General features: G+C 67.6%; 11 protein-coding genes and 1 pseudogene. 5 read left to right on the top strand and 7 right to left on the bottom strand.

Features of this window, described 5'->3' with window-relative positions; genetic code table 11:
- Positions 1 to 6: 6 nt before the first annotated feature.
- Complete coding sequence (locus AB1I47_RS13145) at positions 7 to 1614, top strand: ABC transporter substrate-binding protein (protein WP_354684197.1); 1608 nt, start codon at positions 7 to 9, stop codon at positions 1612 to 1614.
- A gap of 156 nt (positions 1615 to 1770) precedes the next feature.
- On the opposite strand, the gene AB1I47_RS13140 is transcribed toward AB1I47_RS13145, so the two are convergent.
- The 4 genes from AB1I47_RS13140 to AB1I47_RS13125 all read right to left on the bottom strand — a co-directional run bounded on the left by AB1I47_RS13140 (position 1771) and on the right by AB1I47_RS13125 (position 5260).
- Positions 1771 to 2643, bottom strand: coding sequence for a class I SAM-dependent methyltransferase (locus AB1I47_RS13140; RefSeq protein WP_354684190.1), 873 nt, complete (start codon positions 2641 to 2643; stop codon positions 1771 to 1773).
- 55 nt (positions 2644 to 2698) lie between these two features.
- Complete coding sequence (locus AB1I47_RS13135) at positions 2699 to 3460, bottom strand: tetratricopeptide repeat protein (RefSeq protein ID WP_354684189.1); 762 nt, start codon at positions 3458 to 3460, stop codon at positions 2699 to 2701.
- 85 nt (positions 3461 to 3545) lie between these two features.
- Positions 3546 to 4682, bottom strand: coding sequence for a PLP-dependent cysteine synthase family protein (locus AB1I47_RS13130; protein WP_354684188.1), 1137 nt, complete (start codon positions 4680 to 4682; stop codon positions 3546 to 3548).
- Positions 4683 to 4822: 140 nt separating this feature from the next.
- Positions 4823 to 5260 (bottom strand): universal stress protein, encoded by a 438-nt coding sequence (locus AB1I47_RS13125; protein ID WP_354684187.1) that lies wholly within the window; start codon positions 5258 to 5260, stop codon positions 4823 to 4825.
- A gap of 216 nt (positions 5261 to 5476) precedes the next feature.
- On the opposite strand from AB1I47_RS13125, the gene AB1I47_RS13120 reads away from it, so the two are divergent.
- On the top strand, positions 5477 to 5983 hold the full coding sequence (locus AB1I47_RS13120; protein WP_354684186.1) for a LysR substrate-binding domain-containing protein: 507 nt from the start codon (positions 5477 to 5479) through the stop codon (positions 5981 to 5983).
- 18 nt (positions 5984 to 6001) lie between these two features.
- On the opposite strand, the gene AB1I47_RS13115 is transcribed toward AB1I47_RS13120, so the two are convergent.
- The 3 genes from AB1I47_RS13115 to AB1I47_RS13105 form a co-directional block, all read right to left on the bottom strand.
- Positions 6002 to 6505, bottom strand: a complete 504-nt coding sequence (locus AB1I47_RS13115) for a DNA-deoxyinosine glycosylase (RefSeq protein WP_354684185.1) — start codon at positions 6503 to 6505, stop codon at positions 6002 to 6004.
- Positions 6506 to 6760: 255 nt separating this feature from the next.
- Positions 6761 to 8662, bottom strand: a complete 1902-nt coding sequence (gene htpG, locus AB1I47_RS13110) for a molecular chaperone HtpG (RefSeq protein ID WP_354684184.1) — start codon at positions 8660 to 8662, stop codon at positions 6761 to 6763.
- A gap of 120 nt (positions 8663 to 8782) precedes the next feature.
- A complete protein-coding gene (locus tag AB1I47_RS13105; RefSeq protein ID WP_354684183.1) occupies positions 8783 to 10357 on the bottom strand; it encodes an aminotransferase-like domain-containing protein in 1575 nt (524 codons plus the stop codon).
- An 84-nt stretch (positions 10358 to 10441) separates the two neighbouring features.
- Between AB1I47_RS13105 and AB1I47_RS13100 the strand changes: the two are divergent.
- The 3 genes and pseudogenes from AB1I47_RS13100 to AB1I47_RS13090 all read left to right on the top strand — a co-directional run.
- Positions 10442 to 10714, top strand: a pseudogene (locus AB1I47_RS13100) (VOC family protein); the annotation flags it as partial.
- Between the two features lie 36 nt (positions 10715 to 10750).
- On the top strand, positions 10751 to 11464 hold the full coding sequence (locus AB1I47_RS13095) for an alanyl-tRNA editing protein (protein ID WP_354684182.1): 714 nt from the start codon (positions 10751 to 10753) through the stop codon (positions 11462 to 11464).
- A 5-nt stretch (positions 11465 to 11469) separates the two neighbouring features.
- Positions 11470 to 12108, top strand: a complete 639-nt coding sequence (locus AB1I47_RS13090; protein ID WP_354684196.1) for a LysE family translocator — start codon at positions 11470 to 11472, stop codon at positions 12106 to 12108.
- Positions 12109 to 12136: the final 28 nt, after the last annotated feature.

The following is a 12136-nucleotide window of genomic DNA, read 5'->3' as shown; positions in this document are numbered from 1 at the left end:
AAACCGATTCCCCGCCTTCCCGCCCACCCCGCCCGCCGTACCCTGCTCCACGCCGCGGCCGCGCTGGTGCTGGGCAGCGCCGCCTTCACGCTGTTGCCGGCGGGCGCGGCCCATGCCGAGGACCTGCGCATCGGGCTGTCGGCCGACGTCACGTCGATGGACCCGCACTGGAACAACTCCGGTCCCAACAACGCGATCGCGCTGCATGTGTTCGAGTCGCTGGTGTTCATGGACAAGAACGCGCGCTATATCCCGGGCCTGGCGCTGTCGTGGAAGCCGGTCAACGCCATCACCTGGGAAATCAAGCTGCGTCCCAACGTAAAGTGGCACGACGGCTCGCCCTTTACCAGCGAGGACGTCAAGGCGTCGCTGGAACGCCCCGAAAAGCTGGTCAACAGTCCGGGCTCGTTCACCAGCTACACCAAGCCGATCGCGCGCATCGACACGCCTGACCCGCTGACCGTGCGCCTGACCATGAGCGTGCCCAACTACGCCAACCTGGCCAATGACCTGAACAGCGTGCCGATCATGCCGAAGAAGGTCGCCGCCACGCTGACGCAGGCCGACTTCGACTCCGGCAAGGCCATGATCGGCACCGGCCCGTTCAAGTTCGTGCGCTTCGCCCGCGGGCAGGAAATCGTGATGGAGCGCAACCCGAACTACTGGGGCCCCAAGCCGGAGTGGGACCGCGCCGTCTTCCGCATCATCACCGACAACGGCGCGCGCTCGGCCGCGCTGCTGGCCGGCGATGTCGACGTGATCGAGAGCGTGCCGTCGGCGGATGTGGCCAAGCTCAAGCAGAACCCCAAGTTCAAGATCGAGCAGCAGGTGTCGTGGCGCACCATCTTCTGGCAGATGGACCAGTCGCGCGACAACCCGCCCTTTGTCACCGACAAGGCCGGCAAGCCGCTCGGCAAGAACCCGTTCAAGGATGCGCGCGTGCGCGCCGCGATCAGCAAGTCGCTGAACCGTGACGCCATCGTCAGCCGCATCATGGAAGGACTGGCGGTGCCGGCATCATCGATCGTGTCGCCGCAGATCTTCGGGCACCCGGGTACCAGGCCCGAGGCCTATGACCCGGAAGGCGCAAAGCAGCTGCTTGCCGCCGCGGGCTACCCGGACGGTTTCGGCTTGACGCTGCACGCCACCAACAACCGCTACCTGAACGACGCCGCGGTGGCGCAGGCCACCGCCAGCATGCTGACGCGCATCGGCATCCAGACCAGGGTGGAGACGATGCCGGTGGCGGCGTACTTCACGCGCGCGCGCCAGGGCGACTTTGCCTTCCAGATGCTGGGCTGGGGCTCGGCCGCCGCCGACGTGGCGCTGCGCTCGATCACCGGCACGCCCAATCCCAAGACCGGCTACGGCACCTGGAACTGGGGCAAGTACAGTAACCCGCAGCTCGACCAGCTCATCGAAAAATCGCTGACCACGGTCAGCAGCGACAAGGCGCGCGAAGAGAATGCCCGCACCGCGGCGAAGTTTGCGCTGGCGGACCACGCGATCATTCCGTCGCATAGCCAGCTGGCGATGTGGGCGATGAAGAAGGGGTTGAAGTACGAGGCGCGGACGGACGAGTGGTCGTTGGCGCAGTTTTTTCATAAGGAGTGAGGGACGGGGCTAACGCATGCCTCGCCTGCTTGCAGCAGGCTCCCCTCTCCCCTGAGGTCCCCTGAGGGGAGAGGGAGAACACCTTGCTTGGGCTAGTTCGGGCGGCTTTGGCGCACCCGAAACCGCTCTCCTCTTCCGCGTTGGTGGGGGTTTCCCTCAAATCCTCAACCGCTCCTCCTGCCTCGCATTCACCGCCCGCAACTTCTCCACCCAATCCCGCGCCGGCAGCCCCGTAGTCTGCTCGACCACGTCGGCGCGCCCTTCCAGCACTTCCCATGACACATCGATCTCCGGCCCGTTGAAAGCCAGCGCAATGACGTTGCCGTCATGCACTTCCGGAAACACCAGCACACGGTTATCGAACGCGTCGCAGATGCGCTCGATATTCTTCGGGAAACTGTCGTGGTCGCCGAACAGGTTGATCGTCATCACCCCCGGCGCCTTCAGCGTGCGCCGGCAGGCGCGATAAAACGCCGTGGTGTCGAGCACCGGGCCGCGCGCGGTGGCGTCGTACAGGTCCACCTGCAGCACGTCGATGGCGTCGGTGTGGGCGCCGTCCATCACGTAGTCCCAGGCGTCCTGCTCGCGCACGGTCAGGCGCGCGTCATCCTCGCGCAGGCCGAACATGCTGCGCCCGGCGACGATCACCGCCGGGTTCAGCTCCACCGCCGTCACGCGCGCGCGGCTGAACTGGCGATGGCAGAACTTGGTCAGCGCCGCAGCGCCCAGGCCGAGCTGCACCACGTGGAACTCTTCCACCGACGGCGACAGGAACAGCAGCCAGGCCATCATCTGCTGCGCGTATTCCAGCTCGATCGCATCGGGCTTGCGCAGGCGCATCGCGCCCTGTACCCACTCGGTGCCGAAGTGAAGGTAGCGCACCCCTTCCATTTCCGAGAAGGTGACCGGCGCGAAGCGCGGCGTCATGCGTTTTTCTTCGCGCGCGGGCGCATGGCCACGGTTGCGGGTGCCACGAGCCGGACGGCGCGAGGCCACGGCTTCAATCGATTTGCGTTTCAGTAGGGTCATAAGGTCGAGAAAGGCGTCCGGCGCCCGGCCAGGCATTGGGGGCGCGCGGGGCGGATTACGCGGAGGTCTTGCCCAGCGCCGCTTGCGCACGCTGCAGCCATTCGCGGTTGTGTTCGCGGGCGTGGCGCGGCCAGTGGCGGGCGTCGTGGACGATTTCGGCGTAGAGCTGCTGCGCGCGGTCGCGGTCGGCGGCATCGGGCTGCGCCATCAGCCAGTCGGCAAACAGGCAGCGCGGCGCGGCGTCGCTGGCGCTGGTCAGCGCCTGCTCGAACGCGGCGCGCGTGCCCGGCGCGCCGGTGGCGGCCAGTGCGCGCGCATGGAGCAAGGCGGGCTCGGGCTGCTGGCGCGACTGCGGATTGGCCGCGAACAGCTTTTCCAGCGTCGCCAGCGCGGCCGCGGCATCGCCGGTGGCGAACTGCGCCTGCGCCAGGCCCTGCAGCAACGCCGGGTCGGACGAGAATGGCCCGTTGGCGGCGGCCTGGTAGTGCTGCAGCGCCTCGGCCGGCTGGCCGGCTTCGAGCAGCGCGGCGCCCAGCCGCATCCGGTGCGCCACCGTCGGCGCGCGGTCAAAGTCGTCGCGGGCCTGGCGCACCGCGCGGTTCGGGTCCACCAGTTGCTTGATCGCGCGCGTGGCCGCGCGCGCGCCGCGCGACTGGCGCAGCTCGGGCAGGTAGATCGCAAAGAAATAGACCACGCTGCCCAGCCCCGGGAACAGGAACAGGATCAGCAGCCAGTACATGTTCTGGTGCGTGCGCACCGCGTGCACCGCGAAGAACAGTGCAATGATGATGTGGATGCTGATGCCGAAAATACGCATGGGGAAGTCACCTGGAGAGCAATGGCCGTGGCGTCACTAAACCAGCGGCCGCCGGCATTGTGACAGAAACACCCGGGCGCAAGTTTCAGCCGCCCGCCGCCAGGCCGGCGCCGGCCGCCTGCAGGCCGGCCACCGCCTGCGGCGTCAGCACCGCCTCGCCCAGCACCGCGCGCGCCACCAGCGCATCGGCCGCGTCGATGGCAATGCCCTGCGCGGTGTACCAGGCATCGTCGTAATAGGTATTGCCGTAGCGCTCGCCGCTGTCGCACAGCAGGCTGACGATGGCCCCGCCCTGCCCCGCGGCGCGCATCTGCTGCGCCAGGTACAGCACGCCGACAAAGTTGGTCCCGGTCGATCCGCCCACGCGGCGGCCGAAGCGCGCGGCCAGGTAGCGCATCGCGGCAAACGACAGCGCGTCCGACACCTTCAGCATCGCATCGACGCAGCTCGGGATAAACGAGTGCTCGACGCGCGGCCGGCCGATGCCCTCGATGCGCGAGCCCACCGCCAGGGTCAGCTCAGGCTGCGGCCTGCCGTCCAGGCAGCTGCGGAAATAATCGAAGAACACGGAGTTTTCCGGATCGGCGCACAGCACGCGGGTCTTGTGGCGGCGGTAGGCCACGTAGCGTCCCAGCGTGGCGATGGTGCCGCCGGTACCGCCACTCGACACCAGCCAGGCCGGCACCGGGTGTTCTTCCTCGGCCATCTGCTTGAAGATCGACTCGGCGATATTGTTGTTGGCGCGCCAGTCGGTGGCCCGTTCGGCGTAGGTGAACTGGTCCATGAAGTGGCCGCCGGCTTCCTGCGCGAGGCGGTGCGACTCGGCATAGATCTCCGAAGGGCTGGCCACCAGATGGCAGCACCCGCCGTAGAACTCGATCGCTTCGATCTTGGCGCGCGAGGTGCCGGCCGGAATCACCGCGACAAAGGGCAGGCCGAGCAGCCGCGCGAAATACGCTTCAGAGATCGCGGTCGAGCCGCTGGACGCCTCCACCACCGTGCTGCCCTGATGCAGCCAGCCGTTGCACAGCGCGTACAGGAACAGCGAGCGCGCCAGCCGGTGCTTCAGGCTGCCGGTCGGGTGGCTGGACTCGTCCTTGAAATAGAAGCGGATGTCGGGATAGCCCGGCAGGTCGAGCGGAATCAGGTGGGTATCGGCGGATCGGTTGAAATCCGCCTCAATCTTGCGGATGGCCTCGTGGGTCCAGTCGGAAAGTGGCATGGCGTCTTTGCGGGCACTGCAGCCCGGCATTGGGACAGGCCGTCAGCATGCCAGAAGCCACCACGCCCGGCAAAAATAGCGGGCGCCGGCTGCCAGGCCGGCGCACACGCCGACACCGACCTCGTCGCGAGGCCGCGAGCCTACCGGTAGACCAGCACCGGGATCTTGCTGTGGGTCAGCACCTTGAGGGTTTCGCTGCCGATCAGCATGCCCTGGATGCCGCGCCGCCCGTGCGATGCCATCACGACCAGATCGCAGCCCTTCTCTTCGGCCGTCTTGATGATGGCCTCGTAGGGATGGTCATTGACGACGTAGGCCGTATCGCAGGGCACGCCCGCGGCGCTGGCCTCTTCTGCCCGCTCGAGCAGGTAGCGGTTAGCGGTTTCCGCGGCCTCCCTCACATAGGTTTCGCGCGTGTCTTCCAGCATTTCGACCTGGTAGGTCATCACGTGGTAGTTCGGACAGACGCGCACCGCGGTAACCCGCGCGCCCGTTTCGCGCGCCAGCACCAGCGCCTTGCGGAAAGCCGACTCGGACAGCTCGGAGCCATCGACCGCCAGCAGGAGATGCTTGAACATAGTTGCCTCCTTGCCTGCTCATTGCGCTCACTTTCGGTGCGTTACCGCCTTGCGTCTGAAAGTGTGAGCCGCAAGGCGCACAACAAGGAGCGACCATTGTTAGTCACCCGCGCTTCCAGTATAGGTGCGCCATGGCCCACGGCAATCCGGAAGGCATCACTTACGAGCAGGCGCATCCGGCACACGCAGCCACGCTTGCATCGCTGCGGCCACGGCATGCGGCGCTTCCATCGTGGTCATGTGCCCGGCATCCTCGACGACTTCAATGCGCCAGGATGCGTGATCACGGTGCCGCCTTCGATAATCAGATCAAACATCGGTCAGTCCGCCAGGTTTGGACAGGCGCCTTGCAACGCGGGCAAGGTCAGCCTGTCAGGAAATCATGACGGGATGATCCGGCGCGCGGCCATGGGCTGGCAAACCACTTTTCCTGCGGCAAGCATGAGCCGACGCCGGGCGCGAATACCTGGCCGACATTGCGCCGCTGCTGCGATGGCATTGAACGCCACCGTGGCGGGGATGGGCGTGGCGCTGCTGCCCGATTACATGACCGCAGACATGGTGGCGGCAGGCACGCTCAGGCGGCTGTCCGACGCAGCCTGGCAGCATCCGAAAGGCTATTACCTGCTGTATCCGCCGGCGTCGGCGCCGATGCGGGCGCTCAAGGTGTTTCGCGGCTGGCTGCTGCAGCAGCACGAGACAAGGGCCGCATCGACCGGGTGAGAGCCGGCCTGGCGGAGCTCAGGCCAGCAGCGCCCGCCACAAGGCCAGCTTCTGCTCGAAACTGCGCGCCGCATGCGCCGGGCTGGACGACGGCAGCACCAGCGTCTCGTAGCCCTGCGCGGCAAACTGCGGCGCAAAGCGCCCGGAGGTGCCGCCGTTGAAGCCGATGCGCTGCAGCGCCGGCGCCAGCGCGCGCAGCCGCGTGAAGTCGTTGGCCTGCGGATAGCGGATATTGCTGTCCAGGCTGCCTTCGCGCATGCACGCGCCCAGCACGTCCCAGACGCCGATGCGATGCGCCAGCAGCCGCACCAGCCGCTCGGCATAGGGCAGCGCCGGCAGCGGCTCGCCGGTCAGCGCGGCCATCAGCGGCCAGAACTGGTTGCGGGGATGGGCGTAATACTGGCGCGCGGCCAGTGAGGCGGCGCCGGGGAAGCTGCCGAGCACCAGCACGCGGGTGTGGGTGTCGATGACAGGCGGCAGGCCCTGGTGGAGGTCGGATGGAGGGGGGATGGTGTCGGGCATGGCAGGAACGCAAGGTCCCGGTTGCTGACGAAGGCAGAACGACGTTGTTGCAGGCCGCCGGTATGCGAGAACGTTGGCGCTTGCCACTAACTCCGGCAAGCGCTCCCCTCTCCCGCGAAGTGGGAGAGGGGTGGGGGTGAGGGCCGGAGCGTCAACGAAGTCTTGCCGGCGGTATGCCAGCGCCGGCCCTCTCCCCGGCCCCTCTCCCGCGCGCGGGAGAGGGGAGCAAACCGGCAGCTCGCCAGTCAGCGGCCTTCAGGCCAACAGCTTGTTGACGCGCTGCACGTAAGCCGCCGGATCTTCCAGCATCCCGCCTTCAGCCAGCAGCGCCTGGTCGAACAGCACCTGCACGCGGTCGCTGAAGGCATCGCCTTCCGGCATATCGCGCAGCTTCTTCACCAGCGCGTGCTCGGGGTTCAGCTCCAGGATCGGCTGCGCATCGGGCGCCTTCTGGCCGGCCTGCTTCAGCAGGCGCTGCAGGTAGCCGCTCATGTCGCCTTCGTCCGACACCAGGCACGATGCCGATTCAGTCAGGCGCAGCGTCACGCGCACGTCCTTGGCCTTGCCGGCCAGCACGCCCTTGGCGCGTTCGACCACGTCCTTCCAGTCGGCCTCGGCCTTTTCCTGCTCGGCCTTCTCGGCTTCGTCGGCGAGCTTGCCCAGGTCGAGGTCGCCGCGCGCGACCGACACCAGTTCCTTGCCGTCGAACTCATGCAGGAACGACAGCATCCACTCGTCGACGCGATCCGTCAGCAGCAGCACTTCGATGCCCTTCTTGCGGAACACTTCCAGGTGCGGGCTGTTCTTCGCGGCGGACCAGGTATCGGCAGTGACGTAGTAGATCTTGTCCTGCCCTTCCTTCATGCGGCCGACATAGGCGGCCAGCGCCACGTTCTGCTCGGCGGTGTCGTTGTGCGTCGAGGCAAAGCGCAGCAGCCTGGCCACGCGCTCCTGGTTGGCCTGGTCTTCGCCCACGCCTTCCTTCAGCGCCTGGCCGAACTGCTGCCAGAAGGTTGCGTACTTGGTGCGCTCGGCTTCATCCTCACTATCCGCCAGCGCTTCCAGCATCGACAGCACGCGCTTGGTGCAGCCCTCGCGGATCGCCTTGACGTCGCGGCTTTCCTGCAGCAGTTCGCGCGATACGTTGAGCGGCAGGTCGGCGGAATCGACCACGCCCTTGACCCAGCGCAGGTAGCCCGGCAGCAACTGCTCGGCGTCGTCCATGATGAAGACGCGCTTGACGTACAGCTTCAGGCCGGCCTTGTGGTTGCGGTCCCACAGGTCGAACGGCGCGCGCGCCGGGATATACAGCAGCTGGGTATATTCGCTGCGGCCTTCCACACGGTTGTGGGTCCACGCCAGCGGCGTCTCGTTGTCATGCGCGATGTGCTGGTAGAACGCGGTGTACTGCGCGTCGGTGATGTCCGACTTGTTGCGGGTCCACAGCGCGCTGGCCTGGTTGACGCTTTCCCACTCGTCGGTGCGCTTGTAGGTGCTGGACTCTGCGTCCCACACCTCCTTGGGCATGCGGATCGGCAGCGAGATATGGTCCGAGTATTTCTGGATGATGCGCTTCAGGCGCCAGGCCGACAGGAAGTCGTCCTCGCCCTCGCGCAGGTGCAGCGTGATGGTGGTGCCGCGCTCGGCGCGCGAGATCGCATCGACGCTGAACTCGCCGTCGCCGGTGCTTTCCCAGCGCACCGCCTCTTCGGCGCCCAGGCCGGCGCGGCGGGTTTCCACGGTGACCTTGTCGGCGACGATAAAGGCCGAGTAGAAGCCCACGCCGAACTGGCCGATCAGCGCGGCGTCCTTCTGCTGGTCGCCGGAAAGCTGCTGGAAGAATTCCTTCGTGCCCGAGCGGGCGATGGTGCCGAGGTTGCGGATGGCCTCGTCGCGGCTCATGCCGATGCCGTTATCGGTGATCGTCAGCGTGCGCGCCTTGCTGTCGGCCTCGATGCGGATGGCCAGGTCGGCGTCGTTCTCCAGCAGCGACGGGTTCGCGATCGCCTCGAAGCGCAGCTTGTCAGTGGCGTCCGAAGCATTCGAAACCAGCTCGCGCAGGAAAATTTCCTTGTTGCTGTACAGCGAGTGGATCATCAGGTGCAGCAGTTGCTTCACTTCCGCCTGGAAGCTCATCGTCTCGTGCGGTGCGGTCATGGTTCTCCTCTTGAAAACAGCGAATACTGGGAAAGGGGTCAGGGCCAGCGGCCCGGTGCCGCCACAAATAGGGCCGCCCGGGCCATTTTTCAAGGCCCGCGGCGCTGACTGGCGGTGTGCCTACAGGCGTTCGAGCTGGCGCGCCAGGAAGCGCAGCATGTCCGGATCGCCGCTGCTGGCGACGTTGAAGCGCATCCAGCCCGACGGCATCTGCGACGGCGAGAACAGGCTGCCCGGCGCGAACAGGTAGCCCTCCTCGTGGCCGGCGGTGGCGATGGCGTTGGTATCGCGGCCGGTATCGGCCCACAGGTACATGCCCGCGTGCTGGCCCGGGAACAGCCGCAGCCCGAGGCGTTCCAGCTCGCGCCGGGTGTCGTCGCGGGCGCGGTCCAGCCGGGTGCGCACGCGCTCGACATGCTTGCGGTAGTGGCCCTCGGTCAGCACCTTGTACAGCACGCGCTCGTTGATTTCGGGCGTGGCCAGCCCCGCCAGCAGCTTGCTGTCGGTCAGTGCCGAGGCCATCTCCGGGTGCGCGGCGATAAAGCCCACGCGCAGGTTGGCCGCCAGCGTCTTGGAAAAACTGCCCAGGTAGATCACCCGCCGCAGCTGGTCCAGGCTGGCCAGCCGGGTGGCGGCGTGGCCGGGCGGGCACAGGTCGCAGTAGATATCGTCCTCGACGATCAGGAAGTCGTACTGCTCGGCCATCCGCAGCAGCTGGAAGGCCTTGGCCGCGGACAGCGAGGTGCCGGTGGGGTTGTGCAGCACCGAGTTGATCACGAACAGCCTGGGCCGCCGTGCCTGCACGATGCGCTCCAGCGCCTCAAGGTCCGGCCCCTCGGCAGTGTACGGCACGCCGATCACCTGCGCGCCCTGCGCGGCAAAGCGGCCGAACATCACGAACCAGGCCGGGTCGCCCACCAGCACGGCGTCGCCCGGCTGCAGGTAAAGCCGCGCGATCAGGTCCAGCGCCTGGGTGATGCCCGAGGTCAGCACGATCTGGTCGGCGCTGGCGCCGATCTCCAGCTCTTCCAGCCGGGTGCGCAGCTGCTGGCGCAGCGGCAGAAAGCCCTGCGGCGTGCCGCTGGCGAGAAAGTGGTTGCCGGGCTGGCGTCCGAGCCCGCGCAGCGCGCTGGCGATCAGCTCGCCGTCGAGCCAGTCGTTGGGCAGGAAGCCCAGCCCCGGCGCCTTGTGCGCCTCGGCGGTATGGAACATGCTGCGCAGCAGCCACGTCACGTCGATATTGCGCGCCACCGCCGCGCCGGAAGACACCGGCGCCGCGGGCGCGGCCGGCGCGCGCTCGCGCACGTAGAAGCCCGAGCCGCGGCGCGACTCCAGGTAGCCCAGCGCCACCAGCCGCTCGTACGCTTCGACCACGGTAAAGCGAGAGATGCCCTTCTCCTGCGCCAGTTGCCGGATCGACGGCATGCGCATGCCGGCGCGGAATACGCGTTCGTCGATGCGCATGCGGGCCCATTCGGTCAGTTGCTCGACCAGCGTCATCTGGGCCGACGGGATCGGGTCGGGCAGGCGCTCGATGCCGGGCACCACCAGCCGCAGCGCACGCCCGGCAGCCTGCCCCGGTATGCCTTGGACGTCGCCCCCGTTATCCTTGTGACGGGCGGCGGTGGTGGTATCGCTGCCATTGCCGGCGTCCTTGCCTTCGGCCCTGCCACTTTCTCTGCTGTCGGCATCCATGTGCTGCTCCTGCAACTGTACTGAATACGATCCGCTCAACTGTACCGGTACTGTACCGACTACCTTGTCTACCATCAAGCCAACATGAAGCTCGTCCTCGATCACCTCGTCGTTGCCGCGCCCGACCTGGACGCCGGCCCGCAATATGTCGCCGAACTGCCGGGCATGGCGCCGCATGGCGGCGGCGCGCACGCCGCCATGGGCACGCACAACCGCGTGCTGGGCATGTTCGGCGGGGTCTACCTGGAAGTGATTGCGGTCGATCCGACCGCCCCGGCGCCGCAACGTCCGCGCTGGTTCGGCCTGGACAGCGAAGCCGTGCAGCAGCGCCTGCGCGACGGCCCCTTCCTGCTGCACTAGCCATTCCATAACGATTCCCGAAGGAGACCCCCGATGTCCGCCACCCGCAAACGCTTCGACGACGATCCCTACCTCGACCACTGCACCGCCACCGTGGTGGCCGCCAGTGCGGAAGGGATCGAACTCGATGAAACCGTTTGCTACGCGCGCAGCGGCGGCCAGGCCGGCGACACCGCCATGCTGGCGCTGCCCGACGGGCGCACCATCGCCATCGCCGATACGGTCTACGCGGACGACCGCAGCCGCATCCTGCATGTGCCGGCACCGGACGTGGTGCTGCCGCGCGTGGGCGAGCGCGTCACCGTCACCATCGACTGGGACCGCCGCCACAAGCTGATGCGCCTGCATACCTGCCTGCACCTGCTGGGCTCGCTGATCCCGGTGCCGGTGACTGGCTGCGGCATCTCGCCGGACACGGCGCGGATCGACTTCGACCTGCCCGAATCCACGCTGGACAAGGCCGACCTCACCGAGCGCCTGAACGCACTGATCCGCGCCAATACCGCGGTGCGCACCACGCTGATCACGCCGCAGGAACTGGCCGCGCAGCCTGATCTGGTGCGCACCATCGGCGCGGCGCCGCCGGCGGGCACCGCCAGCATCCGCATCATCGAGATCCCCGGCGTGGACCGCCAGCCCTGCGGCGGCACGCATGTGGCCAACACCAGCGAGATCGGCGCGGTGGTGGTGACCAAGATCGAGAAAAAGAGCCGCACCAACCGGCGCGTGGTCGTCGCGTTCGCGTGAGCGCGATGGCATCCGGCTGGCTCACCGGCCTCACCGCCGCGCAGTTCCTTGCCCTGCTGACCCTGCTGGCGGTCGGCCTGTTCACGCCCGGCCCCAACACCACCATCGCCGCGGTGACCGGCGCCAACTTCGGGTTGCGCGCGACGCTGCCGCACTGCATCGGCGTGGCCTTCGGCTTTGCCAGCATCCTGGCGCTGTGCGCGGCGGGCGTGGGCGCGCTGATCCTCGGGCAGCCGGCGCTGGCCGCGCTCGTGCACCTGGCCGGCGTTGCCTACCTGCTGTGGCTGGCTTGGAAGATCGCGCGCAGCACGGCGCTGGCCGAGAAGCAGGTGTTGCGCCCGCTCAGCGTGTGGCAGTCGGCGGCGCTGCAGTACGCCAATATCAAGGCGTGGATGCTGGCGCTGGCGGTGGCGGCGTCGTATATGGCCGGCGCGCCGTCGCCGGTGCAGCGCGTGCTGCTGGTATGCGGCGTGTTCGCGGTGCTGGGCTTTGTCAGCAACGGCGTTTACGGCGTGCTGGGCGCGTCGCTGCGGCAATGGCTGCGGCAGGGCCAGCGCGTGTGCTGGTTCAACCGCGCCATGGGCGCGGCGCTGGCGCTGACCGCGCTGTGGATCGCCGTCAGCGCGCGGCCTGGCGTGCACTAGGCCCGCTTCCGGATTTGAAACGATGACA

Origin of the sequence: Cupriavidus necator (assembly GCF_040578825.1) — a bacterium.
Lineage (GTDB): Bacteria > Pseudomonadota > Gammaproteobacteria > Burkholderiales > Burkholderiaceae > Cupriavidus > Cupriavidus necator_E.
The sequence above is the reverse complement of the archived record's forward strand: the minus strand, read 5'-3'. Positions and strand labels throughout refer to the sequence as shown.

What these genes read in the sequence shown, in the direction of transcription:
- AB1I47_RS13140 (WP_354684190.1), bottom strand. Translation starts at nt 2,643, where the DNA reads ATGACCCTACTGAAACGCAAATCGATTGAAGCCGTGGCCTCGCGCCGT.
- AB1I47_RS13135 (WP_354684189.1), bottom strand. Translation starts at nt 3,460, where the DNA reads ATGCGTATTTTCGGCATCAGCATCCACATCATCATTGCACTGTTCTTC.
- AB1I47_RS13130 (WP_354684188.1), bottom strand. Translation starts at nt 4,682, where the DNA reads ATGCCACTTTCCGACTGGACCCACGAGGCCATCCGCAAGATTGAGGCG.
- AB1I47_RS13125 (WP_354684187.1), bottom strand. Translation starts at nt 5,260, where the DNA reads ATGTTCAAGCATCTCCTGCTGGCGGTCGATGGCTCCGAGCTGTCCGAG.
- AB1I47_RS13120 (WP_354684186.1), top strand. Translation starts at nt 5,477, where the DNA reads ATGCGGCGCTTCCATCGTGGTCATGTGCCCGGCATCCTCGACGACTTC.
- AB1I47_RS13115 (WP_354684185.1), bottom strand. Translation starts at nt 6,505, where the DNA reads ATGCCCGACACCATCCCCCCTCCATCCGACCTCCACCAGGGCCTGCCG.
- htpG (WP_354684184.1), bottom strand. Translation starts at nt 8,662, where the DNA reads ATGACCGCACCGCACGAGACGATGAGCTTCCAGGCGGAAGTGAAGCAA.
- AB1I47_RS13105 (WP_354684183.1), bottom strand. Translation starts at nt 10,357, where the DNA reads ATGGATGCCGACAGCAGAGAAAGTGGCAGGGCCGAAGGCAAGGACGCC.
- AB1I47_RS13095 (WP_354684182.1), top strand. Translation starts at nt 10,751, where the DNA reads ATGTCCGCCACCCGCAAACGCTTCGACGACGATCCCTACCTCGACCAC.
- AB1I47_RS13090 (WP_354684196.1), top strand. Translation starts at nt 11,470, where the DNA reads ATGGCATCCGGCTGGCTCACCGGCCTCACCGCCGCGCAGTTCCTTGCC.